Raw genomic sequence first — 25,331 nt, forward strand, 5'->3', positions numbered from 1 at the left:
CTCAGCCGACAGCCGTGAAGATGTCGATCGAACCGGACTTGAGCGTCACGATGGCGCGCTTGGTGTCCTTGCGCTTGCCGATCCCGAACTTGGTCCGGCGGGTCTTGCCCGGACGGTTCAGCGTGTTGATGCCGGCGACCTTGACGTCGAAGATCTTCTCGATGGCGAGCTTGATCTCGGTCTTGTTCGCACGGGGGTCCACGAGGAACGTGTACTTGCCCTGGTCGATGAGGCCGTAGCTCTTCTCCGACACGACCGGCGAGATGATGATGTCGCGCGGGTCCTTGTTGAAGCCGCTCATGCGGTGATCTCCTTCGCGGTCTTCGACGCGATGAAAGCGTCGAGGGCGCTCTTGCTGAAGACGACGGCGTCCGCACGGAGGACGTCGTAGGCGTTCAGCTGGCCGTACGAGAGCGCGTGGACGTTCGGCAGGTTGCGGACGCTCTTGAGCGTGAGCTCGTCGCCCGACTCGAGCACGACGAGCACGTGCTTGACGGGCGCGACCTTCTCGAGCAGCGTGCGGGCGGTCTTGGTCGACGGCAGCTCGGCCGCGACGAAGCCCTCCACAGCGGCGATGCGGCCACCGCGGGCACGGTCCGAGAGCGAGCCGAGCAGGGCTGCGGCGATCATCTTCTTCGGGGTGCGCTGCGAGTAGTCACGCGGGGTCGGTCCGTGGACGACGCCACCGCCGGTGTGCTCCGGAGCGCGGACCGAACCCTGACGGGAGCGGCCGGTGCCCTTCTGCTTGAACGGCTTGCGACCGGCACCGCGGACTTCGCCACGGTTCTTGGTCTTGTGGGTGCCCTGACGCGCGGCGGCGAGCTGCGCGGTGACGACCTGGTGGATCAGCGGGACGTTCGTCTCGACGTCGAAGAGCTCGGCGGGGAGCTCGATGCTCCCGGCGACGGCTCCGGTCGCGTCGAGGACGTCGATCGTGGTTGCGGTCGTGGTGGCCATGATCACTTACCCTTCACGGCGGTGCGGACGAAGACGGAACGGCCACGAGCACCGGGGACGGCGCCCTTGACGAGCAGCAGACCCTTCTCGGCGTCGACGGCGTGGACCGTGAGGTTGAGGACGGTCACGCGGTCGCCACCCATCCGACCGGCCATGCGCATGCCCTTGAAGACACGCGACGGGGTCGAGGAGGCGCCGATCGAACCGGGCTTGCGGTGGTTGCGGTGCGAACCGTGCGAGGCGGAGACACCGGCGAAGCCGTGACGCTTCATGACACCGGCGAAGCCCTTGCCCTTGCTGGTGCCGACGACGTCGACCTTCTGGCCCGCTTCGAACAGGTCGACCGTGAGCTCCTGGCCGAGCGTGTACTCGGCGGAGTCGTTCGTCCGGATCTCGGTGAGCGTGCGGCGCGGGGTGACCCCGGCGGCCTCGAAGTGGCCAGCGGCCGGCTTGTTCACCTTGCGGGGGTCGATCTGGCCCGCGGCGATCTGGATCGCCTCGTAGCCGTCGCGCTCGACGTTGCGGATCTGGGTGACCACGTTCGGGCCGACCTCGATCACGGTGACGGGGATGAACTTGTTGTTCTCGTCCCACACCTGGGTCATCCCGAGCTTCTTGCCGAGGAGGCCCTTGACGGTCTTGGTTGAGTTCGCCATGAGTTCCAGCCCCCTTACAGCTTGATCTCGATGTTGACGTCCGCCGGGAGGTCGAGTCGCATGAGCGAGTCGACGGCCTTCGGCGTCGGGTCGACGATGTCGATGACCCGCTTGTGCGTGCGCTTCTCGAAGTGCTCGCGCGAGTCCTTGTACTTGTGAGGGGAACGGATCACGGGGATCACGTTCTTCTCGGTGGGGAGCGGCACCGGGCCGACCACGGTCGCACCGGCACGGGTCACCGTGTCGACGATCTTCCGGGCCGACGTGTCGATGACCTCGTGGTCGTACGACTTGAGCCGGATGCGGATCTTCTGTCCCGCCATGTGTTTTCCTGTCCTCTCTGCGCCGCGCACCCTCAGGCCGCCTGACGCCGCCGGGGCTCCGCTGTCGCGTGCCCGGCTGTTTGCGTGAACCACCGGCTCCATCCGCAGGGGATGACCGCTGTTCTCCTGTCAACCGCGCGAGTACCAGGGGCACCCGCGTGGGCATGTCGTCACCCGCGCACCGGATCGCGCTGCACTGTCGTGCCGCACGGTGGTGCTGGAGGATGTCGATCGTGTTCTGCTGCCTGCGGCCCAACCCAGCCCTGCTGAACAAGGGGGTTGTGCACTGCCAGAGCAGTGACCCCGCGGGCGCGTGCGCCTCGGGATTTCGGAACCGGACAAGTCTCGCATAGGCCCCGCATCCGTGCAACCCGGGCGTGTCGCGCTCTGCGCGGCGTGTCGGGAGGCCCGCCACGGGCCTCCCGGGTCGGCCTGACCGGGCCTGGAGGCCTGCCCTCCGCGCGGCGGTCGACGCACGTCCTGCGCGGGGCGGTGACGCAGCCCCCGGCCGGCGTCCGACGCGCTGCTAGCCTTCGCCCATGCCGGAACACGAAGTGCTCACCGACCCGTCCGACCCAGCGGTGCAGCGGCTCGCCGACCTCGCCAAGCCGGCTCGCGGAACCGTCCGCACCGCGATCGTCGAGGACCCCGAGCCCCTCGTGCAGGCACTCCGCGCCGGCGTCCGGTTCGTCGAGGTGTACGGCGAATCGACCCGCGAGTTCCCCGCCGACCTCACCGCCCTGTGCCGTGAGCACGAAGTCCCGGTCCGACTGGTGGACCCGGGTGTGCTCACCAAGGTGTTCCGCTCCGAGAAGCGCCCGAAGGTGTTCGGTGTCGCGTCCGTCCCCGCCCCCGCCCGTTTCTCCGCCCTCGCCGAGGGCACCGGGGACGTGCTCGTCCTCGACGGCGTGAAGATCGTCGGCAACATCGGCGCGATCGTCCGGACCGCGGTCGGTCTCGGCGCGCGCGGCGTCGTCCTGGTCGACAGCGACCTCGCGACCATCGCCGACCGCCGTGTCGTCCGCGCCAGCCGCGGGCACGTGTTCTCGGTGCCGGTCCTGCTCGAGACCCGGGAGCGCGTCGCACGGTGGCTCGGCGAGTCCGGCCTCCGTGTCGTCGACGTCGACATGGACGGCTCACTCTCGCCGGAGTCCCTCGGCGCCCTCGACGAGGACGTCGCACTGCTGCTCGGTGCGGAGAAGACGGGTGCCTCGGACGTCCTGCAGGACCTCGCCACGCAGACGGTCTCGGTCCCGATCGACGACCGTGTGGAGTCGCTCAACGTGTCGGTCGTCGCCGGCATCGTCCTGTACGCCCGCTCGCGCCGGCACGGCTGAGCCGCCCGCCGGGACGACGACGCCCCGGGTCCCTCGTGGGGATCCGGGGCGTTCGCACGTCCTGGCGGTCCGGCGTCAGTCCTCGGGCAGCGGCGGGACGAACCACGGCGGGAAGACCGCCACGCGGGGCGCGGGCCCACCCTGCTCGGCGAAGACGGCCTTCACCTGCTGGCGGACCTTGTCGTTCGGGACACCCACCAGGGCGACCGAGGACAGCGGCACCCGCGGGCCGGCGAGCAGCTCGACGCCGTGCATCGACGGGTCCGTGATGTCGGTCCGGCGCAGCAGGTTGGTCGCTGCCTCCGGCCCGACGGCGAACCGCACGTCCGGGTCGTCGGCGTCGGTGTCCGCCAGGATCACGGAGGCACCGAACGCGGTCGTCGGGACCACGAGGACGACGTACTCGGTCGCGCGGGTGCGCCGGGCGGCGTCCGACCAGCGGTCCTCCTCGGCACCGGAACGGAGCTCGTCCCAGCGGCGGGCGTCGGGCGAGAGGGTGAACGGGACGTGGCCGGCCACGCTGGAACCGTCGGGTGCGGTGGCCGCACCACGGGCCTCCCGGGTGGCGGCGGAGCTGACGTCGACGGACGGTGCCGCCTGGTCGGCGGCGAGGATCGCGCCCTCGGCGACGATGGACGCGAGGTTGTCCACGTGTGTGACGTGGTGGGCCCGGAGTGCCGCGAAGTCGCGGGTGGCGGGGAGCGTCGGCTCGACGGGCTTCCCGTTCGCGTTCGTCGGGGCGGACCGCAGGGACGTCGTCACACGGGTCCGCCGCGGCGTCGGGGTCTTCGTGATGGTCTCCGGATCACGCTGCCGGGGGGAGCAGATGTCGCAGAGTTCGATGGGGAAACCGTGGATGCACTCGTCGGTCACGACTGATGGGTCCTTCCGTGCCTCGTGGGGTGGGCGGGCACGACCACCAACGCTACGTCATCCGGGAACCGCGGGCGACCGATCACGTCACTGGCGGTACAGGAGTGCCCGGACCTCGGCCTCGGCCGCGTGCAACCGGGTCGGGTCGATGGTCTCGCCGTGCTCGTACGCATCGAGGAGCCGCGGGTCGATGTAGCTCTGACGGGCGACGGTCGGGGTGTTGCCCAGGACCTCGCTGGCGGCCTTCACCGCGTGCGAGATCGCCTTCTTGCGCTTGGCCTGACTGGACAGGACGCCCGTCTGGGCCAGGTCGACCGCGGCCGCGACCGTGCCGTGCAGCGTGCGGAAGTCCTTGGCGGTGAAGTCCTCCCCCGCGCGCTCCTTGACGTACGCGTTGATGTCCTCGGCCGTCACCGGTTGCCAGTCGTCGCCGCGCCGTTCACGGAACGACAGCAGGCGCGCGGTCGGCCCGCGGCGCTTCATCCCCACCAGGACACGGGCGAGGTCGGCGTCGTGGATCGTCGAGGACCACGCCTGGTGGCTCTTGCCGGGGAACTCCAGCTCGATGTCGTCGCCGGAGATGTGGGCGTGCGTGCAGAGCAGGGTGGACAGGCCGTGGCTGCCGTGCTCGGTGGCGTAGCGCTCGGAGCCGACGCGCAGTGACCCCTGGTCGAGCATGCGGAACGCGGCAGCCAGCGCGCGTCGGCGGTCCGGCTCCGGGCGACGGAGGTCCTGCGTGACCATGCGTCGGGCGGCCGGGAGGGACTCGGCCAGCGCCAACGCACGGTCGTACTTGATCTTGTCCATCCGGTCGCGCCAGGAGGGGTGGTACATGTACTGCCGGCGCCCGGCGCCGTCGATCCCGGTGGCCAGGATGTGGCCGTTGTCGTACGGCGAGATCCAGACGTCGTCCCATGCCGGCGGGATGACGAGGTCCTCGAGGCGTTGGCGTACCTCGGGGTCCGTCACCGTCGTGCCGTGCGGGTCGCGGTAGGAGAAGCCCTTGCCACTGCGGACGCGGTGGTACCCGCGACCCTTGGTCGAGGAGCGGCGAAGACGTGTCACGTCCTCGATGCAACACCATCGGCACTGCCGTCGACGGCAGGAACGTACCCCGGACGGCGGTCCGCGAACACGGAAGCGGGGCCGGGCCCGAAGGCCCGACCCCGCTGACGCAGCAACCGGAGTTACTTGATGATCTTCTCGACCGTACCGGCACCGACCGTACGACCACCCTCACGGATGGCGAAACGGAGGCCCTCTTCCATGGCGATCGGCTGGATCAGCTCGACGGTCATGGCGACGGTGTCACCGGGCATGACCATCTCGGTGCCCTCGGGCAGCGTGATGACGCCGGTGACGTCCGTGGTGCGGAAGTAGAACTGCGGACGGTAGTTCGCGTAGAACGGGTTGTGACGACCGCCCTCTTCCTTGTTCAGGATGTACGCGTTCGCGGTGAACTCGGTGTGCGGCGTGACCGAACCCGGCTTCACGACGACCTGGCCGCGCTCGACGTCCTCGCGCTTGAGGCCACGGATGAGCAGACCGGTGTTGTCACCGGCGACTGCCTTGTCCAGCAGCTTGCGGAACATCTCGATGCCGGTGACCGTGGTCTTCTGGGTCGCCTTGATGCCGACGATCTCGACCTCGGAGTTGATGTCGAGCTCACCGCGCTCGACACGACCGGTGACGACGGTGCCACGACCGGTGATCGTGAAGACGTCCTCGATCGGCATGAGGAACGGCTGGTCGGTGGCGCGCACCGGGTCCGGGACGTTCTCGTCGACGGCAGCCATCAGGTCCTGGACGGACTTGACCCACTTCTCGTCGCCCTCGAGCGCCTTGAGCGCCGAGACCTGCACGACGGGGGCGTCCTCGTCGAACTCCTGCGAGCCGAGCAGCTCGCGGACCTCGAGCTCGACGAGCTCCAGGATCTCCTCGTCGTCCACCATGTCGGCCTTGTTCAGCGCGACGACGATGTACGGGACGCCGACCTGGCGGGCGAGCAGCACGTGCTCACGCGTCTGGGGCATCGGGCCGTCGGTGGCGGCGACCACGAGGATCGCGCCGTCCATCTGGGCCGCACCGGTGATCATGTTCTTCACGTAGTCGGCGTGACCAGGAGCGTCGACGTGCGCGTAGTGGCGCTTGTCGGTCTGGTACTCGACGTGCGAGATGTTGATCGTGATGCCGCGCTGACGCTCTTCGGGAGCGTTGTCGATCTGCGCGAAGTCACGGGCCTCGTTGAGGTCCGGGTACTGGTCGTGCAGAACCTTGGTGATCGCCGCCGTGAGCGTGGTCTTGCCGTGGTCGACGTGACCGATGGTTCCGATGTTGACGTGCGGCTTGGTCCGCTCGAACTTGGCCTTGGCCACTGTGGGTCCTCCTCAGGACTCGGATGCGTCGCCCCCGGCAGGACCTTGGTCGGCCCTGCACTGTTGGCGCGCGGTGTGTGTGTCTCTACTTTACTTGGTGACGAGGGGCCCGTCGCCGGGCACCCTCGCCTGGGGATGACGCGGGAGCGTCAGGCCCCGGTGCTCTTCTGGATGATCTCGTCCGCCACGTTGCGCGGGACCTCGTTGTAGGTCTCGAACACCATGGAGAAGACAGCACGACCAGAGGTCTTGGAGCGCAGGTCGCCCACGTACCCGAACATCTCGGACAGCGGGACGCTCGCGCGGACCACCTTGACGCCCGACGCATCGGTCATCTCGGAGATCTGACCACGACGCGAGTTCAGGTCGCCGATGACGTCGCCCATGTACTCCTCGGGCGTACGGACCTCGACGGCCATGATCGGCTCGAGCAGCACGGGACCGGCCTTGCGCGCCGCTTCCTTGTACGCGATCGAGCCGGCGATCTTGAACGCCATCTCGGACGAGTCGACGTCGTGCGCCGCGCCGTCCTTGAGGATGGCCTTGACACCCACGGTCGGGAAGCCGGCGAGCACGCCCACCTGCATCGCGTCCTGGATACCAGCGTCGACCGAGGGGATGTACTCGCGCGGGACGCGGCCACCGGTGACGGCGTTCTCGAACTCGTACACCTTCTCAGCGGTGACGGGCATCGGCTCGAGCGCGATCTGCACCTTCGCGAACTGACCGGAACCACCGGTCTGCTTCTTGTGGGTGTAGTCGTAGCGCTCGACGACCTTGGTCAGGGTCTCGCGGTAGGCCACCTGCGGCTTGCCGACGTTCGCCTCGACCTTGAACTCGCGCTTCATGCGGTCGACGAGGATGTCGAGGTGGAGCTCGCCCATGCCCTTGATCGTCGTCTGACCGGTCTCGGCGTTGAGCTCGACGCGGAACGTCGGGTCCTCTTCGGCGAGCTTCTGGATCGCGGTGGAGAGCTTCTCCTGGTCGGCCTTGGTGTTCGGCTCGATCGCGACCTCGATGACCGGCTCCGGGAACGTCATCGACTCGAGGACGACCTGGTTCGACGGGTCGCACAGGGTGTCACCCGTGGTCGTGTCCTTGAGACCGATGACCGCGTAGATGTGGCCGGCGGTGACCGAGTCGACCGGGTTCTCCTTGTTGGAGTGCATCTGGAAGATCTTGCCGATGCGCTCCTTGCGGCCCTTGGTCGAGTTGATGACCTGGGCGCCGGAGTCGATGTGACCGGAGTACACGCGGACGTAGGTGAGGCGACCGAAGAACGGGTGCACCGCGACCTTGAACGCGAGCGCCGAGAAGGGCTCGGTGGCATCCGGCTTGCGGATGATCTCGACCTCTTCGTCCTTGACGTCGTGGCCGATCATCGGCGGGACGTCGAGCGGCGACGGCAGGTAGTCGATGACCGCGTCGAGCATCGGCTGCACGCCACGGTTCTTGAAGGCCGAGCCGCAGAGGATCGGGTAGACCTCGGAGTTGATCGTCAGCTTGCGGATCGCAGCCTTGATCTCTTCCTTGGTGAGCTCCTCGCCGCCGAAGTACTTCTCGAGCAGCGCGTCGTCGGTCTCCGCGACACGCTCGACGAGCTTGGCGCGGTACTCCTCGGCGCGGTCCTTGAGGTCCGCGGGGATCTCCTGGACCTCGTACTGGGCGCCCATGGTGACGTCACCCTTGGCATCGCCCGGCCAGACCTTGGCGTGCATCTCGATCAGGTCGATGACGCCGACGAAGTCGTTCTCGGCACCGATCGGGAGCTGGAGCACGAGCGGCTCCGCACCGAGGCGGTTGATGATCGTGTCGACGGTGAAGTAGAAGTCCGCACCGAGCTTGTCCATCTTGTTGACGAAGCAGATACGGGGGACGTTGTACTTGTCCGCCTGACGCCACACGGTCTCGGACTGGGGCTCGACGCCCTCCTTGCCGTCGAAGACGGCGACCGCACCGTCGAGGACGCGGAGCGAACGCTCCACCTCGACCGTGAAGTCCACGTGACCCGGGGTGTCGATGATGTTGATCTGGTTGTTGTCCCAGAAGCACGTCGTCGCGGCCGACGTGATCGTGATGCCGCGCTCCTGCTCCTGCGCCATCCAGTCCATGGTGGCTGCGCCATCGTGGACTTCACCGATCTTGTGCGTGATGCCCGTGTAGAACAGGATGCGCTCGGTGGTCGTGGTCTTGCCGGCGTCGATGTGCGCCATGATGCCGATGTTGCGGACCTTGTTCAGGTCGGTGAGCACGTCCTGTGCCACAGGGTTCCTCCGAGAGAGTTGTAGGAGAGGGTGGCGGCCGTCCGGGTGCCTCGGCTGTTGACCGAAGCACCCGGACGGTGCCGGATGACTACCAGCGGTAGTGCGCGAAGGCCTTGTTCGACTCGGCCATCTTGTGGGTGTCCTCACGGCGCTTGACCGCGGCACCGAGACCGTTCGACGCGTCGAGGATCTCGTTCATGAGACGCTCGGTCATCGTCTTCTCGCGACGGGCCTTGGCGTACGAGGTCAGCCAGCGCAGCGCGAGCGTGTTCGCACGGTGCGGCTTGACCTCGACCGGGACCTGGTAGGTCGAGCCACCGACGCGGCGGCTGCGGACCTCGAGGGTCGGACGGACGTTGTCGAGCGCCTTCTTGAGCGTCGTGACGGCGTCCTGGCCGTTCTTGGAGGAGACCCCTTCGAGTGCGTCGTAGACGATGCGCTCGGCGAGGCCCTTCTTGCCGTCGAGGAGGATCTTGTTGACGAGCTGGCTGACGACGGGAGCGCCGTAGACCGGATCGGCGACGACGGGGCGCTTCGGGGCGGGACCCTTACGAGGCATCTAACTCAACCCTTCTTCGCACCGTAGCGGCTACGAGCCTGCTTACGGTTCTTGACGGCCTGGGTGTCCAGGGCACCACGGATGATCTTGTAGCGGACACCCGGGAGGTCCTTCACACGACCGCCGCGGACGAGCACCATCGAGTGCTCCTGCAGGTTGTGGCCCTCACCGGGGATGTAGGCCGTGACCTCGGTGCCGTTCGAGAGCTTGACACGAGCGACCTTGCGCAGTGCCGAGTTCGGCTTCTTCGGGGTGGTGGTGTAGACGCGGGTGCACACGCCACGCTGCTGGGGGTTCGCCTTCAGGGCGGGCGCCTTGGTCTTGACGACCTTCGGCGTACGACCCTTGCGAACGAGCTGCTGGATGGTAGGCAACTGTTCTCCTGGTTCTTCGCTCGTGCTCTCTGGCCGACGCGGTCCGTCGGCTTCCTCATCCCACACGGACCACCGCCTGACGGCGGGGAAGACGGGGGATGGAGTGATCAGGAGGCCGGAGGCCTGCAGGATCTGGGCGCGCCCGAAGGCGCACACCCAGAAGAGCCTAGCCGTCGGACCCGCTGAAATCAATCCGCGGCAGCCCCGGCACCACGACGTCCGCCCAGGGCGAGAACGGCGTCGCTGCGGGGAACGGGGTGCTCAGGAGCCGGAGTCGCTGCTGCCGTTGGCGACGGCGGGAACGAAGGTGGCGCCGTCGTCGTCGAAGCCCGTGATCCACCCCGAAGCGTTGACGTCGATCGGACCGGCCGTCGCCCTCCCGCGCCCGGCCGGGCCGGTGAAGTCCGCCGTGAAGCTCGCGGAGCCCGGGGAGCGCGTCTCGACCAGCCATCCCTTCGACGACCACGCGCCGACCCCGACGGCCGGACGGGCGTCGAGTGTCCACTTCTGGTTCGTGTAGGTGTTCGCCGGGTTCTCGCCGTACGCGTAGAAGCTGCACCCGTCGGGCGTGGCCGTGGGCGATGCCACACAGCCGTCCACCCACGAGTCGACCGCCTTGCTCGCCGCCTGCTGGCCCGCGTCCGTCAGGGTCGTGGCGAGCACGACGGGGGTCCCTGGGGTCCCGAACCCCCGGACGGCAGCCGTCGACGCATCCGCCGTGAACCACTTCCCACCGTCGGCCGAGACCTCGTAGGAGCCGGGGAACGCCCGCAGCGCGACCGCACCCAGGTCACCGGTCGCCACCTGGGCCCCGGCGACCTGCACCCCGCTGCGGGTCGGCCCCTGCACGACGACCTCGACCGAACCGAGGGACGGCGGCTGCAGCTCCCAGACGGGGAACACACCCCAGTCGGTGCCGGTGCGCTCGAGTTCGAAGGTGGCCGGCACGCTCCGGCCGGCCTGGGTCAGCAGCGCTCGCACGGTCGCCCGGTCGTCACCTTCGTCGACGGAGGTGATCCGGTGCGCCGTGATCTTGTCGCCCGCCTCGGCGTACGCGGCATCGGTGAGGAGCACGTCGTCGGTGTCGCGGTCGATGCCCGCGGACTCGAGCGCGTCCGACAACCGACCGTCCTCGACGTCCTGCAGGAACGCCTGCACCGGCCGTTCCGCCGAGTGGCTGTCCGATCCGACCGACCAACCGATCCCGCTGGCGACCACGAGGAGCACGAGCGCTGCCGCCCCTGCGACGATGCCGATCACCGCACCCTTGCGCAGCCCCCGCCGGGGTCGGCCGGGGCCGTACCCCGGGCCACCGGCGGACGCATCCGGCTGCCCCGACGGGGGGCCGCCCGGTGCGGGCGCGGTCATCACGGCGGGGAGCACGGCGTCCCCGCGCAGGGTGTCCGCCCCCGGCACCGATCCCCAGCCCGGTGCGTGGTCAGGTCCGTCGGTCATGAGTCCCCCAAGGTGCGATCGGTCAGCCCGTCTCGGAATCGTACCGGGCGGGACGGAGGTGGGGCGGGCCTCCCGTCAGTCCTGTGGACGGACCGGTGCCGCTTGCTGCCCGTGTGGACGAGGCGCCTGCCACCGCACCGCCGAGATGCCGCCGACGACCGTGACGAGCGCGACCACGACGCCGCCGACGACGAACGGACTGAGCGCGTACCCGGCCGGGAAGACGAGCAGTTCGGCGGCGTCCGACCGGACGAGTGCGTAGCCGACCGCCCCCACGCCGAGCATCACGAGGTACGTCGTCGCAGCGGCGACGAGCCCGGTGACGACCGGGTTGCCCTCGCGCGCGCCCGTCACGGTCGCCAGGAAGACGACGACCGCGGCCCCGACGACCATGCCGGGTCCGAGGTACGGGGTGGCGTCCGGCTGGCGGATCGCCTCGACGTCCGCGAGCAACGCTTCGAAGCCCGTCACGGCGATGACGAGCGCGATGAAGAGGACGGACGCCATCGTCGCCACCAACCACCGGGACATGCGCCGATCGTAGCGCCCTGTGGAGGGTCCGGGTCCGGCCGCTACGGGGCGTCCGCGGGTTCGGGCTGCGCCGTGTCCCGCTGCGCGGCCCCCTGCTGTTGAGCGTGCTGCTGGTGGGCCGCCTGGACGAGCGCCAGCGCGATGGTCGCCGTGATGACCGGGACCGTCTCGGTCATCGGCGCGGGAGCATCGTGGCCGACGGCCGGGCCGGTGCGGTCACCGTCAGCGGACGGGAGGCCCGGGGTCGGGGCGACGTCGGTGGTCGCGTCCGCCACGTGGGACGTCGGCGCCTGCTGCGGCGCCGGTTCGCGACCGGTCTCGACCAGGTCGTGGTCGCGCAGCGCCGGACCGATCACCGGGAGGACCGCGGTCGTGGTGGGCGGCTCCGCGTGCAGCTCGGGCGTCGGCTGCACACCGGCCGCACCCCGACGTCGACGCACGACCATCCGGACGAGCACCACGGCGGCGACGGCGGCCCAGATGCTGTTCACGATCGTGGACGGCACGGCGTGGTGCGCGGCCACGTTGACGGCGATCGCGACACCGCCGACCAGGTTGAACAGCTGGTAGACCGGCCCGTTCGCGATCTTCCCGAGGGAGAACAGGATGTAACCGACGAGGACGGTCACGGCTCCGAACCAGCCGAGGAACTCCACGACACCGACCAACACGAGCGACTCCGGGCACGACGAGGGACGCCCGTTCCGAGGGGGCGTCCGAGAGGGAGATGGGCAGCCGCGAGCGCGGGCCCGAGCAGCATCGTAGAGGCACCGAACGCCCCGGCGGAAGCGGGTCCGGCGTGGCGGCGGGACCCCTTCCGGGGGGCGTTCTGCGGGGGTGGGGGTCAGCCGGCCGGTCAGCCGTCGCTCGGCGCGTCCGAAGGCGTGGCGCTCGCCGCGACCGCCGATGGGTCGAGGACGTACACGGATCCCCCGAACGTCCAGGTCGACGTACCGGAAGCAGTTCCGTCGTCGCCGCTCTGCTGGGTGGAGGACACGGCGGTGATCAGGAAGAGCCGCTTCCCCGACTGCAATCCGCTCACGAACCGGAGGGCCTCGTCGAAGGTCCCGTTCACGGCGACCGTGACCGGCACGACCGAGAAGTTGCCCGAGGTGATCGTCGGGTCGGTGGTGACGCTCGGGGCAGCGGGTGCGGTGGCGGCGGCAGTGGCCGACGGTGTCGACGCAGCGGTGCTCGTGTCCGCGGCGGTCGGAGCGGGCTCCGCTGCGGCAGGCGGGGCGTACGGGACCGCGTCACTCGTCGTGTACGACGCCACGACGACGCCAGCCTGCGACGCGACGCGGTCGATCTCATCGATGAAGCCCGCCACGTCGGATCCTTCGGGAACGGAGGCTCGCAACTGCTTCAGGCGTGCCTCCATCTCCGGGAGCTTCTCGGCCTGCGCGCGGAGCCGGTCGAGCTCCGTCCGGCTGACGGCGTTGTTCGCCTCGACCGTGCTGCGCTGCTCATGCGCGTCCGAGGCCTGCGCGAGCTGTGGTTGAACTGCGAGGAAGAAGCCGCCGACGACGACGACGACCATCGCCACGATCGCGGCGACCAGGTTCAGCCGGTTCCGGGACATCCCGTTCAGCCCTTCTTCGCGGCGTAGCGATGGTCGTACGCCTTCTCGTCGAGGTGGATGGTGAGGTTGACGATGTACGCGCCGGCATCGTCACGTGTCACCGTGTTCGTGGTGGCGTCGACGAAACCGGGCACGCCGCGGACCGCGGTGAGCCAGTCAGGGACCGACGGGAGCGTGGCGCTCTTCGCGTCGATGGTCATCGTCGCGACCCGGCGGCCCTGGAGCGGGTCGTCCGACTGCGCGTACGCCTGGGTGGCGGTGGCGGAGTCGATCGCGACACCCGAGATGACAACGTCCGTCGGAAGCGCACCCTGGACGGCACCGAGGGTCGCAGACCAGTCGATCTCGGTGCTGCCACCGACCTGCTGGGCGGATTCGAGCAGTGTCGAGTCACGCTCGGTCGTTCGGACGTCCTTGAACTGGAGCTGCTGTTGCAGCAGCGTGGACGTCTCTGCTTCAGCCGCCGCCAGGTCGTCCTCAGCGCTCATGCGCGTGATTCCGGCAGCGCCGGCAGCGAGCCCGACGGCGATCGCCACGGCGACGACGCCAGCCCATGCTCTGCGGCCCGCGGCGCGCTGCCGCCGGTCGACGTGCACCTCGCTGGGGAGCAGGTCGGCACGCGGGGCGGCACCGACCACGAGCGGTTGGTGCCCACGAGTCGTCCGGACCACGCGATCCGGCGTCCGCGGAGAGGACGTCGACGGAGTTGACCCGGCGCGGGAAGGGCGGCGCAGCGTGTGTTTGCGTGCCGTGCCGGTCACGGCTGACGTTCCGCTCATGCTGCCCTGCTCCCGACTGCCAGACTCCAGGCGACCGAGATCGCCGACCCTCGCTGCTGGAGGACCTCCGACGAGATGCCCCGGCCGACACGTGACGCGGCGAACGGATCACCGTTCGTGACCGGCAACCCGGTCAGGTCGTGCAGCGCTTCGTGGAAGCCGGGGAGCGCCGTGCCGCCGCCCGTCAGGACGAGTCCGCGGACGCGTTCGCCCTCGTGGGTGTTCGTGAAGTAGTTCACGGTGTTGCGGATGCTCTGCGTCAGCTCGCCCACGGATTCCCGCGTCGCAGCGATCGCACGGAGGTCGTCCGGCGTCCGAGGCTGTCCAGCGAGACCGAAGTGTCGTTTCACCGCTTCCGCTTCCTCCGTTCCGATCTCGAGACGTGCTGCGATCGCCCTCGTGATGTCGGCCCCTCCTGTCGGGATGATGCGGACGAACTTCGGCACCCCGTCGGTCGCCAACACCACCGAGGTGGTGTTCGCTCCGCAGTCCACGATGGCGACGGTCCCGGAGCCGGTGACACGCGGAGCGAGGACGCGGGTGAGTGCGAAGGGGATCAGGTCCACCCCGACCGGATTGAGACTTGCCAACTGGACCGCGCGCACGTTCGCCAGGACAGCGTCCTTGACCGCGGCGATGAGGAGCCCGCGTACGACCGGGCCGTGCTCGCTCTCCGCTTCGTCGGTCGGGTAGAAGTCGAGGATGGCGTCACCCACCGGAACCGGGAGCATGTCCTGGACCTGGAACGGCAGGGACTCCCTGATCTGGGAGAGCGGCGCCTTCGGGACCGTCAGGTCGCGCGACAGAACGCGTTGGTTCCCCATGCCGAGGACCACGTCCTTGCTGCGGAACTTCCCGAGCGCCCAGAGTCCCCGGAGGGCGCCGGCCACCGTGTTCGCCTCGAGGACCTCCCCATGCTTGGTGGCCCCGTCCGGCACTCCCACCTCGGCGAACCGCAGGATCGTCGGCTCCGGCTTGTCGACGTCGACGACCTCCACCGCGCGGATAGCGTCCGCGCCGATGTCGATGCCGACGATGCTCTTCGCCATGTCGTTGTTCCTTCCGAGGCCTAGGCCAAGCCGATGAGACGGAGGTAGGCGTCCCAGATGGTCGCGCCGGAGAAGACGCCGGTCCACGCCCCGGCGAGCATCCACGGCCCGAACGGGATCCCGCTCGAGCGGCTCGCACGGCGCAGGAGCAGCAGTCCGATCCCGAAGCTACCGCCGAGGAGGAAGGCCGCGAAAGCACCCACTGCGAGGGGGCCCCATCCGAGGTACGCGAGTACGAGACCGAGGACACCGGCGAGCTTGACGTCCCCGAGACCCATCCCACGCGGGACCGCGAGGGCGAGGGCGAGGTACCCGCCACCGAGCAGGACCGCGCCGACGGCTCCACGGACGAGTGCACCCCAGTCCCCGGTGGCGATGGTCACGCCGACGAGGAGGAGCGCCACGATCGGGTACATCGGGAGGACGATCCGGTTGGGCAGGGTGTGCGTCTCCAGGTCGATGAGCGCCAGGGCGACGCTGCACGCCATCAGGTACAGGAGCACGACGAGCAGACCGATCTGACCGATCTGCCCGGTCAGTGTCGACGGGGCGCCCGCAGTCGTCGGGAGGAAGCGGAACGCGACGAGCACGAACAGGACGGCGGTCACCGCCTCGACGACCGGGTAGCGGATCGGTATGGGCGCGTCGCAGTCCCGGCAGCGACCGCGGAGGACGAACCACGAGAGCACCGGGACGTTGTCGAAGCCGCGGATCGAGCGGCCGCATCGAGGGCATGCCGACGCGGGCGTGATGACTGACCGTCCCGCGGGCACGCGGTGCACGACGACGTTGAGGAAGGAACCGATCGCGGAGCCGAGGACCGCGCCGAAGATCGCGATCAGCACGCTGAGTGGCGTGAGCGCGGCCGTCACGGGATCGGCGCTCCGTTCGCGGTGTAGGCGGTCTTCGACTCCACCTGCGTCGCGACGCGGTACGTCGTGACGGTCGGCCGTGGGAACTTGGGAGGCGTGTAGGTCGCCAGACTCGGGTCGAATTTGTAGGCCTTGTCGTACCCCTGACCGTTCGCCAAACCGACGGCTCCACGGAAGTTCTGTCCGATCGATCCGTAGAGCGTCAACGTTCCGCGACCGCTCGTCGGTCCCTTGGTCCAGTTCTGCACCACGAACGTGCCCTGGTTCGAGAGCACTGCGGCATCGATCTCGCGGTTCGTCGGCCGGAACGTGGTGCCGTCTGCGTTGATCGGGTTCCACACCCAGACGGCGCGCTGCCCGATCAGCCCCAGCACTGTGGACGGGCTCCGCGTCGCCGGGTAGGCGATGTCCCCGGTGATGTACAGGTAGTTCTCTGCTGCGATCGTCACGGCCTTGTCGACCGTCCCCTGGACGAAGACGTCGCCGCGGTCGCAGCCGTAGGGCGTCCCCACGGTTGCACCTTCACCGGCTGTCGGAGCCACTTCCGACGTCGAGCGCACGCCGGTGGACTGCGGGAAACCGACGCCGTTTGACTTCATGTTGGTCCACTCGTTCGCTCGGTTGGTCGAGTCACAAGCGTTCGGGAGGTTCTTGTAGGGGGACGCATCCCAGTAGTTGGGATCCTGGACGTTCCCGGCGCGGGCAGCGGGTTCGTTCTGCACGAAGACCATGTTGTTCTTCGGCACCGCCACACGAGCACCAGCGACGCTGTGCAGATCGTCGATCGCGCCGCACTTGCTCGACACCTGTCCGTCCGTGATGGACGCACCCGGGACGGCGCTGGCGCCCTTGACCACCGTCTTGACGGTGAGCGGGGACACCACTGTCATCGTGCCGTCCCCGTTGAACCTGATCTTCGTCGGCCCCGTGTAGAGGCACCCCGTCCCCTCGATCGTGTTCGTCGTCGACGGAAGGTCGTACCGCATCGAATCGCGGAGGTCCCCGATCGTCGACGGCGGAGTGAGCGTCGAGACCGTCGTCGGGTTCGAGGCGAACGTCGCCGCCCGGGTACCGCAGTTCGCGCTTGTCCAGCTGTACACACTCTGCACGGTGCTACCGAAGGTCGATCCGCAGATCTTGATTTGATCGTTGGAGCGGACCGGGCCTGCCAGGTTGTCGTCAGGGCCGAACTGGATCGCACGACACGTGCTTGCCGTGGCGACCGGACGGTAGGCGCTCGTACAGCGCCCCGACCCGTTCTCCTCGTTCGTCACTGTCGGGTCACCCGATTCGTAGTTCGTGAAGTACAGGTAGTTGGAGAAGCCGTCAGGTCGGACGTTCGCGACGACGGAGCGGGTCGTCCCTGCGGACCTCCCGGTCGACTGCAGTCGGATGACGCCCTGTGAGGAGAGCTTGCTGTTGTCGACGGCGTACCGGAACGCCGCGTCGCTCGCGGTGCCGTCGGAGCCCGGCACGCTCACCCATCCGGCACCCGCCTGGTAGTTGAACGCCGGATTTCCTCCAGGACCGTTCGGGAACGTACTCCCGGACTCGCGACTGAAGGGGGCCGAAGCCTGCCCGTAGTTCCCGTAGCTGTTGTCCGCGTTGAGCCGGGACTGGTAATCGGCGATACCCGCGTAGGCGGCTGCGACCGCTCGGTTCCACGCCGTGTCCGTCGTCGTCACGCGTGCACCGCTCGTCGCGATCGTCACCATCGTCGCAACGAGGAGCATCACGACAGCACCGATGCCGACGACCGCGACGAGCGCCACGCCGCGTTCGTCGTCCCGCGAGCGGAGCATGCGGAGGAGACGGATCATCACGGGGCTCCCATCACGATGTTCGGCAGACTGGCTGAGTTGACGAGCGTCACTGCGCTCGGGTCGGAAACCGCCGTCCCGACGGTGACGGTGACGGTGACGGTGCGGATGTTCGGGAGGTCCGCGGGCGCAACCGGCGCCCCCGGCGAGCCGAGGACCCGCCCGGAGCCGTCCTTGAAGACGAACATCGATCCGTTGACGACCGAGGAAGCGAGGGTTCGTGTCGTCGTCGGGACGGCGGACAAGGCGGGGCCCGACCCGAGCGGGAACGAGAAGTAGGAACTGTTGCCAGCCACGGCGACCCCGCTCCACTTCGTCTCTGTCAGCGTCTTCCGAGCGGGATCGAGGGTGAGCTGCACCTCGACCGCCTGCGACAGGGTCGACTCGAGGTTGACGTAGGCGAAGAACCGGACGGAGTTCGCACTCGCGTACTGGAACGCGAACTGCGAGTCGTCGCCGGTCGGGACGGGGTTGTCGGTCGCCGCACGGAGCAGGCGACCGACGGCGTTCATCGCGTTCGCTGCGGTACGGGTGTTCGCGCTCACCGAACTCGCCGTGTTCGTGGCCCGCTGCGACGAGACCAGGAAGGACCCCGCGACCGTCAGGACGATGAGGCTGAGGGTCATCGCAACGAGCAGTTCGACGAGTGTCAGGCCCCGCTCATCAGAGCGGAGGCGCGCCCGCAGCTGCCGCTTCGGAGCCTTCATGAGCCACCCACCGTTCGCGGATCCAGCGAGACGACGTCCCCCGTCACCGCGACGTTGACGTTGCTCGCCCTGGGGTTGGCAGCGACGGTGGGGGTGTTCTTCCCCGAGCTGCCGACGGAAGTGGTGCTCCGGATCGTCCAGGTGCCGTACGGGAGCGCGACCGTGGTCGCGGAACTCGAGTTGATCCCGGTGAACCAGTACGTGGTCGACGGCGCGCAGCCAGGGTCTCCACCCGCCACCGCGCTGGTGTTCTTGACCGTCGCCGAGACGACGGTGTCCGACCCCGTCGTCTTCACGTCGAAGATCCCCATCGGTGCTCGTGCCGTCGCCGTGCCGTCGCCCGTCGCGAGGAAACCGGGTTGCCCGGTCTTCTCATTGAAGACGTCGGGCGACACGACCAGGCCGTTCAGCGGGGCCGTCCACGAGGTCGGGTCGACGTTCGTGCATCTGCTCGTGTAGGAACCCGCCACCGTCGTCCAACCGTCGGTGTACGGGAAGAGCGTCGTCGACGTCGTCGAGACGGTCTTCAGGAGGTCATCGTGGCGGAAACTGGTCTGGATGGACGTCGGGAGCCTCGGGGCAGCTCCCACGATGTTGACGGGGGTCCCGACGTTGACACGCAAACCGCGGTCGTACAGGAACGACTTGTTGCCCACGCCACCCTGCGAGGTGGTGATGTCGTACGTCGGCGACGTCACGTCCTGCGGGTCGATGTTGCCGGCCTTGTTGATGGTGATCCTGTAGGTCCCCGGCTTGACACCGAGTGCGTAGCTGCACCCGTTGCTGTCCGTCGGGGCGGGCTGCGCGGCGAGGCTGGTGGCGCCTCCGGAGATCGGCGTGATGGTGACGGTCACGCCTTCGTTCGGTCCGCCGTTCGCCGTCTTGACACCGACCACGATCGTGGACGCAGTGGCGCTCGAGACCGCCGATGCAGGAGAGATGAGGGTGTCGAGCGCGACTTCCTTCTGACGGGGGGACGTACCGCTCGTCCACGAGACCGAGATCGAGACACGCTTGTACGCGAGCACTCCGGACCCTGCTCCGCACGAGTTGTCCGTGCCGTCCGAGTTGATCCAGTTGGTCGTGCGGTTGATCGTGTAGCTCTGGTTTCCCACCGTCTGAGAGCTCGTGTCGTTGTCGAGCGTGAAGACGTCCTTGGTGCTCCGCGCGGCATCGAGCGCCTGGTTGGCGAGGTTGAGAGCAGCCTCACGGGAGCGGTTGTCCTGCGTCAAGTAGAGCGTCGAAGCGATACCAGCGGCGACACCGGCGGCGATGATCGCGAAGACCGTCATCGCGACCATGACCTCGATGATCGTGAAACCGCTCTGGTTGTCGCGGGCCGCGCGGAGACGGTCGGCGATGCGCAACAGCATGTTGGACCTCTCTAGCGGGGGACATGGATCGGTGCGACGACGGGCCGTGACACACGTCACGGCCCGTCGTCAGCGGCTTCAGATCAGGCGGGGCAGGCGCCGTCCGTCACACCCTGGCTGTCCGACGCGTGGAAGGTGTGTTCCGTGCCACCGACGATGCTCTCCGCCTGGATGCAGAACGTCTTGTCGGCCTTCAACGTGTAGCTCAGCGTCTTGGTGTTCGAGCTGATGCTGCCGCCCTGTGCCTTGATCGCCGGCGGCACGTTGGCGCTGCTCGTGATGGCCGTGGCGGTTGCCGGGAGCGACCCGTCATTCGTCTGCACCGCGATGACCGCGGTCTTCCAGTTGGTGATGTCGGACTTCGCCGCGCTGTCCTTCGCGTTGTTCGTGATGCCGAGGTACACCGGGATCGCGATTGCAGCGAGGATGCCGATGATGATGACGACGACGAGGAGCTCGATGAGCGTGAAGCCCTTCTGCTTGTCCTCGAGGAGACCCTTACGGCGAGCGTCGAGCTTGCCCATGAGAGCGAAGTACATGGTGATTTCCGTTCTTGGGAATGCAATGGGAATTGTGCCGGGGACTGCTCCGCCGCCATGACAAAACTAATGACCCAGGGCTCGGCGCATAATCCCGAGAACGGGGGCCAGATCCAAATGAAATGCCCCCATTACCGGGGACAGGGTTGACCCGTTCTGCCCCCGATGAGGGGGCACGAGGGCGCTACTTGACCAGCGAGGAGATCTGGAAGATCGGGAGGTACAGCGCGACGATCATCCCGCCGACGACGACACCCAGGAAGCCGATGAGCAGCGGCTCGATCAATGAGGTCAGTGCCTCTGTCGTCGTTTCGACCTCGTTGTCGTAGAAGACCGCGATCTTCTCGAGCATGATCTCCATCGAACCCGCGTCTTCGCCGACCGCGATCATCTGCGAGACCATCGACGGGAAGACCTTTTCCTTCTCCAACGGAGCGGCGATCGAATCACCTTTGCGCACGGCTTCGGAAACTCGACCGAGTGCATGCTGAACGACGTGGTTACCGGAGACTTCTCCGGCGATCTGCAATGCCTGGAGAATCGGGACGCCAGCACCGATCATGCTCGACAGGTTCCGCGAGAAACGCGCCATCACGATCTTCTTGTTGAGATCGCCGAAGACGGGCAAGCGCAACTTCACCGGGTCGACGAAACCTCGCACACGGTCCGTGTTCTTGTTCGCGCGCCACCAGAAGGCCCCGACGATGAGGACGACCGCGAGGACCGGCCCGACGTAGACCATCGCGTGCGACAGGTACACCAGCATCAGGGTCGGCAGCGGGAGTTGCCCGCCGAGTGACTCGAACATGCCCTGGAAGATCGGCACGATGAAGACGAGCATGATCACCACCGCGGCGAGCGACATGAACAGCACCACCACCGGGTACGTCATCGCGGACTTGATCGTCGACCGGAGCTTGTGCTCCTTCTCGAAGTTCGTCGCGATGGAGTCCATCGCCTGGTCGAGGAACCCGCCGGTCTCTCCCGCTCGGATCATGTTGATCATCAGTGGCGGGAAGTCCACCGGGTACTTGCCCACGGCGTCGGAGAACGAGACGCCCTGCTCGACCTCGTCGCGCACCTTCCCGAGGATGTCCTTGAGCTTCTTGCTCTCGGTCTGGTCGGCGAGGATCGTCAGTGCCCGGAGCAGCGAGAGCCCGGACGACAGCATGGTGGACGCCTGCCGGGACATGATGGCGAGGTCCTTGAGCCCGACGCCCTTCTCGAACCCGGGGATCTTGATCTCGGTCTGCAGTCCGGTGCCGGCCTTGGCCTCGGTGATCGCGATCGGTGAGACACCCATGCCTCGGAGCCGCTGGACGACGGCGCCTTCGGAGGCGGCGTCGAGCCGCCCCTTGACGAGCTTGCCCGAGCCGTCACGGCCGCGGTAGTCGAATGCGAGGGACATCAGTAGCCTCCGGAGAACTTGTCGCCGAAGTCGATCCCGCTGGCGGCGATGGCGTCGGCGGACGCGTCCGACGGTGACTCGACGCGCTGCACGAGCCGGTCGAAGCCCTCGAGGTCATGGACCTTCTCGAGCGCGGCCTTGCGGGTGATGGTGCCGACGTTGACCAGTTCGGCGAGGTCCTGGTCCATGGTGTGCATGCCGGCGTCACGTCCGGCCTGCATGGCCGAGGTGATCTGGTAGGTCTTGCCCTCGCGGATGAGGTTGCCGATGGCGGGGGTGGTCTTCATGATCTCGGTCGACACGATGCGGCCGGTGCCGTTCGCCTTCGGGACGAGGGTCTGACAGACGACGCCCTCGAGGGTCGCGGCGAGCTGCGTGCGGATCTGCCCCTGCTGGTGCGGCGGGAAGACGTCGATGACGCGGTCGATGGTGCCGGGCGCGCTCTGCGTGTGCAGCGTGGCGAAGACGAGGTGGCCGGTCTCGGCGGCGGTGAGTGCGACCGAGATCGTCTCGAGGTCGCGGAGCTCGCCGATGAGGATGACGTCCGGGTCCTGGCGGAGGACGTGCTTCAGGGCGCGGGCGAACGAGTGCGTGTCCGCCCCGACCTCACGCTGGTTGATGATCGCCTTCTTGTGCTCGTGCATGAACTCGATCGGGTCCTCGACCGTGACGATGTGGTCGGCACGGGTCTCGTTGACGAGGTCGATGAGCGCGGCGAGCGTCGTGGACTTGCCGGAGCCGGTCGGGCCGGTGACGAGGACGAGTCCGCGGGACAGCTTGGCGAACTCGCCGACGTGCTCGGGGATGCCGAGCTGCTTGAGCGTCTTGATCTTGGTGGGGATGATGCGGAAGGCCGCACCCCAGTTGCCGCGCTGCTGGTAGTAGTTCACGCGGAAGCGGTACTCCGGCGACAGCGAGTACGCGAAGTCGAGTTCCTGCTCCTGGTCGAACTGCGCCGCCTGGTCGCCGGACAGCAGCGTCTTGAGCGCCGCGATGACCTTGTTGCGGGCCCAGGGGCCTCCCGGCACGGCGGGTCGGAGCGACCCGTCGACCCGCACGGTCGGCGGTGCGTCCGCGGTCACGTGCAGGTCCGAGGCACCCTGGTACACGACCTGCGCGAGCGCGGTGACGAGGTCGGAGTCGGCGACCTCGCGCGCGTGCCGGGTGAAGTTGATCTCGGGGCTGCCGCTGGGCGCCACCATCGCGACCGGCGTGCGGGCGGCGACGGTCTGGAGGTTCGTGGTGACGGCGGCGGGCGCCACCGGCAACCGCTCGGTGGCCTGGTACGAGTCGTACCCGTAGCTCGCCGTCGACGGCGGGACGGCGGCCGGCGGCGTCGCCGGCACGGCCTGCGGCTGGGCCACCGGCACCGCGACGGGCTGCCCGACCGGCGCGGACCACGCGGCCAGGTCGTCGCCGAGGTCGTAGACGGGCGCGGACGACACGGGCGCGGGGTGCGCCGCGGCCGGCGGGTACGAGGTCGGCGGCTGCTGTCCGGCCTGTGCGAGGCGTGCGGCACGCCGTCCGCCGAGCTCGGTGCCGGGCACGCCGGGCGTTCCGGGGTGCCAGCCGGCCACGGGCTCGTCGCTCGCGGGCGTCACGTCGTAGACGGAGTCGGTCATCTGGTCGTCCTCCAGGGCTACGCGACCACGCGCAGGATCTCGTCGACGCTCGTGAGACCGAGCTTGACCTTCTCCCACCCGTCCATCCGGAGGGTGAGCATGCCCTGCTGCTGGGCGACGCGGCTGATCTCGGCGCTCGAGGCACGGGCGACGGCGAGTCGCTCGATCTCCTCGGTGACCGTCATCACCTCGTGCAGGGCGATGCGCCCGCGGTACCCGGTGTTCGAGCAGACGGAGCAGCCGAGCGGGGCGAAGAACTCCGGCATCACCGCCTCAGGTGCGTCGAGGAACCCGAGGGCGTGCAGCTGCTCGGCCTCGTACACGGCGGGCACCTTGCAGCGATCGCAGAGCTTGCGTGCGAGTCGCTGGGCGACGACGCAGTCGAGCGCCGACCCGACGAGGAACGGCTCGATGTCCATCTCGGTGAGGCGGGTGACGGCCGAGGGGGCGTCGTTGGTGTGCAGGGTGGAGAGCACGAGGTGACCCGTGAGTGACGCCTCGATCGCGATCTGGGCGGTCTCGTGGTCGCGGATCTCACCGAGCAGCACGACGTCGGGGTCCGAGCGGAGGATGCTCCGCAGGGCGGACGCGAACGTCAGGCCGGCCTTCGGGTTCACCTGGACCTGGTTGACGCCGGCCATCCGGTACTCGACCGGGTCCTCGACCGTGATGACGTTGATCTCCGGCTTCGCCACGGCGTTGAGCGTCGTGTACAGCGTCGTCGACTTGCCGGAACCGGTCGGGCCGGTGACGAGGATCATGCCGTACGGCTTCGAGTAGGACTTCTGGTAGGCCGCGGCGTTGCGGTCGAGCAGGTTGAGGTCCTTGAGGGTCAGCGACGTGTTCGTGTTGTCGAGGATCCGCATGACGACCTTCTCGCCCCACACGGTCGGCAGCGTGGCGACGCGGAGGTCGATCTGCCGTCCACCGTGACGGACGGACATGCGGCCGTCCTGCGGCTTCCGTCGCTCGGCGATGTCGATGTCGCTCATGATCTTGAGCCGGCTGATGACGCCGTTCTGGATGTTCTTCGGCGCCGGGGACATCTCGTGCAGCACGCCGTCGATGCGGTAGCGGACGCGGACCTCGTGCTCGCCCGGCTCGATGTGGATGTCGGACGCGTGGTCCTGGATCGCCTGCGAGACGAGCAGGTTGACGAAGCGGACGATCGGTACGTCGTCGAGCGCCCCGTCGCCGATGTCGACCTGCTGCTCGGTGGTGCGCCCGGCTTCTTCCTCGAGCGAGGACGTGAGGTCGTTCAGCTCGTCATCGGCGCGCAGGTAGCGGTCGAAGGCGGCGAGCAGGTCGCGCTCGTCGACCTGCAGCGGCTTGATGGGTCGACCGGAGGCGGCGCGGGCGTCGTCGATCGCCAGGACGTTGGCGGGGTTCACCATCGCGAGCACGAGGGTCTCCCCCTCGAAGCCGATGCCGAGCACCGAGTGCCGTCGACAGAGCGGAGCGGGCAGCACCGAGACCGCGGTGCCGTCGACCGGGTAGTCGGTCAGCGGGACCGTCTTGGAGTTGTGCGAGGCGGCACGGGCGGTGATGTACTGCGCCTCGCTCACGACGCCCTGCTCGACGAGGGAACGGATCGCTTGCTCGTCGACGTCCTCGTGGCCGGTCATCGCGTCGAGGTACTCGATCGGGAGGGCGCCGTTGAGGATGAGGATCTCGGACAGGGTTGCCATGTGCCCCGTACCTCCTTGCTGCCGGGCGCGCCGAAGCCGCGTGGTTCGATGGGCGCCGCCAGGGGTACGACGCTCGACCACGGTACGTCCGGGCGCGCGTCCGGAGCAGTCCCAGAAGGAGGGGGCGGAGCATTCGTGACTGCACCCAGAACAGGGGTACCCGCGGGTATCGAGCGCGCGGCGGCCGG

At 68.4% G+C, this 25,331-nt stretch carries 25 protein-coding genes; 1 reads left to right on the forward strand and 24 read right to left on the reverse strand.

Annotated features, from left to right (window positions below):
• Position 1 precedes the first annotated feature (1 nt).
• From rplW to rpsJ, 4 genes are read right to left on the reverse strand one after another with little or no spacing between them, the layout of a single operon-like run.
• Positions 2 to 301 (reverse strand): 50S ribosomal protein L23, encoded by a 300-nt coding sequence (rplW, locus tag DEI83_RS01220; RefSeq protein WP_110824245.1) that lies wholly within the window; start codon positions 299 to 301, stop codon positions 2 to 4.
• The gene (gene rplD / locus DEI83_RS01225; protein ID WP_111080119.1) at positions 298 to 957 is read right to left on the reverse strand and encodes a 50S ribosomal protein L4; all 660 of its coding nucleotides are present in this window, start codon (positions 955 to 957) and stop codon (positions 298 to 300) included. The genes rplW and rplD overlap by 4 nt, the downstream gene beginning before the upstream one ends.
• Positions 958 to 959: 2 nt before the next feature.
• Positions 960 to 1,613: a 50S ribosomal protein L3 gene (gene rplC, locus DEI83_RS01230; RefSeq protein ID WP_111079984.1), complete on the reverse strand. Its 654-nt coding sequence runs from the start codon at positions 1,611 to 1,613 to the stop codon at positions 960 to 962.
• Positions 1,614 to 1,627: 14 nt separating this feature from the next.
• Positions 1,628 to 1,936 (reverse strand): 30S ribosomal protein S10, encoded by a 309-nt coding sequence (rpsJ, locus tag DEI83_RS01235; RefSeq protein WP_110824248.1) that lies wholly within the window; start codon positions 1,934 to 1,936, stop codon positions 1,628 to 1,630.
• A 539-nt stretch (positions 1,937 to 2,475) separates the two neighbouring features.
• Here rpsJ and DEI83_RS01240 point away from each other — a divergent pair.
• Positions 2,476 to 3,273, forward strand: a complete 798-nt coding sequence (locus DEI83_RS01240) for a TrmH family RNA methyltransferase (protein WP_111079985.1) — start codon at positions 2,476 to 2,478, stop codon at positions 3,271 to 3,273.
• Positions 3,274 to 3,348: 75 nt separating this feature from the next.
• Here DEI83_RS01240 and DEI83_RS01245 read toward each other — a convergent pair whose 3' ends face one another.
• From DEI83_RS01245 to DEI83_RS01340, 20 genes are all read right to left on the reverse strand, one after another.
• The gene (locus tag DEI83_RS01245) at positions 3,349 to 4,146 is read right to left on the reverse strand and encodes a DarT ssDNA thymidine ADP-ribosyltransferase family protein (protein WP_111079986.1); all 798 of its coding nucleotides are present in this window, start codon (positions 4,144 to 4,146) and stop codon (positions 3,349 to 3,351) included.
• 87 nt (positions 4,147 to 4,233) lie between these two features.
• Entirely contained in the window at positions 4,234 to 5,211 is a 978-nt protein-coding gene (locus tag DEI83_RS01250) for a DNA topoisomerase IB (protein WP_111079987.1), read from the reverse strand.
• A 122-nt stretch (positions 5,212 to 5,333) separates the two neighbouring features.
• Entirely contained in the window at positions 5,334 to 6,521 is a 1,188-nt protein-coding gene (gene tuf, locus DEI83_RS01255; protein ID WP_111079988.1) for an elongation factor Tu, read from the reverse strand.
• Between the two features lie 149 nt (positions 6,522 to 6,670).
• A complete protein-coding gene (gene fusA, locus DEI83_RS01260; protein WP_111079989.1) occupies positions 6,671 to 8,785 on the reverse strand; it encodes an elongation factor G in 2,115 nt (704 codons plus the stop codon).
• An 88-nt stretch (positions 8,786 to 8,873) separates the two neighbouring features.
• Positions 8,874 to 9,344 (reverse strand): 30S ribosomal protein S7, encoded by a 471-nt coding sequence (gene rpsG / locus DEI83_RS01265; RefSeq protein WP_110824254.1) that lies wholly within the window; start codon positions 9,342 to 9,344, stop codon positions 8,874 to 8,876.
• Positions 9,345 to 9,349: 5 nt separating this feature from the next.
• Positions 9,350 to 9,718 carry a 30S ribosomal protein S12 gene (gene rpsL, locus DEI83_RS01270; protein WP_058728453.1) on the reverse strand — a complete coding sequence of 123 codons (369 nt, stop codon included), beginning with the start codon at positions 9,716 to 9,718 and terminating at the stop codon, positions 9,350 to 9,352.
• Positions 9,719 to 9,979: 261 nt separating this feature from the next.
• Positions 9,980 to 11,173, reverse strand: a complete 1,194-nt coding sequence (locus DEI83_RS01275; protein WP_111079990.1) for a hypothetical protein — start codon at positions 11,171 to 11,173, stop codon at positions 9,980 to 9,982.
• 75 nt (positions 11,174 to 11,248) lie between these two features.
• Entirely contained in the window at positions 11,249 to 11,704 is a 456-nt protein-coding gene (locus DEI83_RS01280) for a DUF6121 family protein (RefSeq protein WP_111079991.1), read from the reverse strand.
• A gap of 41 nt (positions 11,705 to 11,745) precedes the next feature.
• Positions 11,746 to 12,375, reverse strand: coding sequence for a hypothetical protein (locus DEI83_RS01285; protein WP_111079992.1), 630 nt, complete (start codon positions 12,373 to 12,375; stop codon positions 11,746 to 11,748).
• 185 nt (positions 12,376 to 12,560) lie between these two features.
• A complete protein-coding gene (locus DEI83_RS01290; protein WP_111079993.1) occupies positions 12,561 to 13,286 on the reverse strand; it encodes a hypothetical protein in 726 nt (241 codons plus the stop codon).
• Positions 13,287 to 13,291: 5 nt separating this feature from the next.
• Entirely contained in the window at positions 13,292 to 13,924 is a 633-nt protein-coding gene (locus DEI83_RS01295) for a hypothetical protein (RefSeq protein WP_111079994.1), read from the reverse strand.
• A 137-nt stretch (positions 13,925 to 14,061) separates the two neighbouring features.
• Positions 14,062 to 15,114 (reverse strand): type IV pilus assembly protein PilM, encoded by a 1,053-nt coding sequence (gene pilM, locus DEI83_RS01300; RefSeq protein ID WP_111079995.1) that lies wholly within the window; start codon positions 15,112 to 15,114, stop codon positions 14,062 to 14,064.
• A 20-nt stretch (positions 15,115 to 15,134) separates the two neighbouring features.
• Positions 15,135 to 15,986 carry an A24 family peptidase gene (locus DEI83_RS01305; RefSeq protein ID WP_111079996.1) on the reverse strand — a complete coding sequence of 284 codons (852 nt, stop codon included), beginning with the start codon at positions 15,984 to 15,986 and terminating at the stop codon, positions 15,135 to 15,137.
• Positions 15,983 to 17,806 carry a hypothetical protein gene (locus DEI83_RS01310; RefSeq protein WP_111079997.1) on the reverse strand — a complete coding sequence of 608 codons (1,824 nt, stop codon included), beginning with the start codon at positions 17,804 to 17,806 and terminating at the stop codon, positions 15,983 to 15,985. Before DEI83_RS01310 ends, DEI83_RS01305 begins: the two co-directional genes overlap by 4 nt.
• On the reverse strand, positions 17,806 to 18,513 hold the full coding sequence (locus DEI83_RS01315) for a prepilin-type N-terminal cleavage/methylation domain-containing protein (protein ID WP_111079998.1): 708 nt from the start codon (positions 18,511 to 18,513) through the stop codon (positions 17,806 to 17,808). Before DEI83_RS01315 ends, DEI83_RS01310 begins: the two co-directional genes overlap by 1 nt.
• Complete coding sequence (locus tag DEI83_RS01320; RefSeq protein ID WP_111079999.1) at positions 18,510 to 19,886, reverse strand: prepilin-type N-terminal cleavage/methylation domain-containing protein; 1,377 nt, start codon at positions 19,884 to 19,886, stop codon at positions 18,510 to 18,512. Before DEI83_RS01320 ends, DEI83_RS01315 begins: the two co-directional genes overlap by 4 nt.
• A gap of 83 nt (positions 19,887 to 19,969) precedes the next feature.
• Entirely contained in the window at positions 19,970 to 20,425 is a 456-nt protein-coding gene (locus DEI83_RS16315; RefSeq protein ID WP_111080000.1) for a type II secretion system protein, read from the reverse strand.
• 184 nt (positions 20,426 to 20,609) lie between these two features.
• Positions 20,610 to 21,833: a type II secretion system F family protein gene (locus tag DEI83_RS01330; RefSeq protein WP_111080001.1), complete on the reverse strand. Its 1,224-nt coding sequence runs from the start codon at positions 21,831 to 21,833 to the stop codon at positions 20,610 to 20,612.
• Complete coding sequence (locus DEI83_RS01335; RefSeq protein WP_181431020.1) at positions 21,833 to 23,455, reverse strand: type IV pilus twitching motility protein PilT; 1,623 nt, start codon at positions 23,453 to 23,455, stop codon at positions 21,833 to 21,835. The genes DEI83_RS01330 and DEI83_RS01335 overlap by 1 nt, the downstream gene beginning before the upstream one ends.
• Positions 23,456 to 23,472: 17 nt before the next feature.
• Entirely contained in the window at positions 23,473 to 25,143 is a 1,671-nt protein-coding gene (locus tag DEI83_RS01340) for a GspE/PulE family protein (RefSeq protein ID WP_111080002.1), read from the reverse strand.
• Between the last annotated feature and the right edge of the window lie 188 nt (positions 25,144 to 25,331).

The organism is Curtobacterium sp. MCBD17_021 (assembly GCF_003234525.1).
In the GTDB taxonomy this organism is placed as follows: Bacteria; Actinomycetota; Actinomycetes; order Actinomycetales; family Microbacteriaceae; genus Curtobacterium.

Coding starts and splice junctions, on each gene's coding strand:
- DEI83_RS16315 (WP_111080000.1), bottom strand. CDS start 20,425: ATGTACTTCGCTCTCATGGGCAAGCTCGACGCTCGCCGTAAGGGTCTC.
- DEI83_RS01290 (WP_111079993.1), bottom strand. CDS start 13,286: ATGTCCCGGAACCGGCTGAACCTGGTCGCCGCGATCGTGGCGATGGTC.
- DEI83_RS01310 (WP_111079997.1), bottom strand. CDS start 17,806: ATGATCCGTCTCCTCCGCATGCTCCGCTCGCGGGACGACGAACGCGGC.
- DEI83_RS01240 (WP_111079985.1), top strand. CDS start 2,476: ATGCCGGAACACGAAGTGCTCACCGACCCGTCCGACCCAGCGGTGCAG.
- rplC (WP_111079984.1), bottom strand. CDS start 1,613: ATGGCGAACTCAACCAAGACCGTCAAGGGCCTCCTCGGCAAGAAGCTC.
- DEI83_RS01315 (WP_111079998.1), bottom strand. CDS start 18,513: ATGAAGGCTCCGAAGCGGCAGCTGCGGGCGCGCCTCCGCTCTGATGAG.
- rpsJ (WP_110824248.1), bottom strand. CDS start 1,936: ATGGCGGGACAGAAGATCCGCATCCGGCTCAAGTCGTACGACCACGAG.
- DEI83_RS01330 (WP_111080001.1), bottom strand. CDS start 21,833: ATGTCCCTCGCATTCGACTACCGCGGCCGTGACGGCTCGGGCAAGCTC.
- DEI83_RS01280 (WP_111079991.1), bottom strand. CDS start 11,704: ATGTCCCGGTGGTTGGTGGCGACGATGGCGTCCGTCCTCTTCATCGCG.
- DEI83_RS01340 (WP_111080002.1), bottom strand. CDS start 25,143: ATGGCAACCCTGTCCGAGATCCTCATCCTCAACGGCGCCCTCCCGATC.
- pilM (WP_111079995.1), bottom strand. CDS start 15,114: ATGGCGAAGAGCATCGTCGGCATCGACATCGGCGCGGACGCTATCCGC.
- DEI83_RS01320 (WP_111079999.1), bottom strand. CDS start 19,886: ATGCTGTTGCGCATCGCCGACCGTCTCCGCGCGGCCCGCGACAACCAG.
- rplD (WP_111080119.1), bottom strand. CDS start 957: ATGGCCACCACGACCGCAACCACGATCGACGTCCTCGACGCGACCGGA.
- DEI83_RS01335 (WP_181431020.1), bottom strand. CDS start 23,455: ATGACCGACTCCGTCTACGACGTGACGCCCGCGAGCGACGAGCCCGTG.
- DEI83_RS01275 (WP_111079990.1), bottom strand. CDS start 11,173: ATGACCGACGGACCTGACCACGCACCGGGCTGGGGATCGGTGCCGGGG.
- rplW (WP_110824245.1), bottom strand. CDS start 301: ATGAGCGGCTTCAACAAGGACCCGCGCGACATCATCATCTCGCCGGTC.
- rpsG (WP_110824254.1), bottom strand. CDS start 9,344: ATGCCTCGTAAGGGTCCCGCCCCGAAGCGCCCCGTCGTCGCCGATCCG.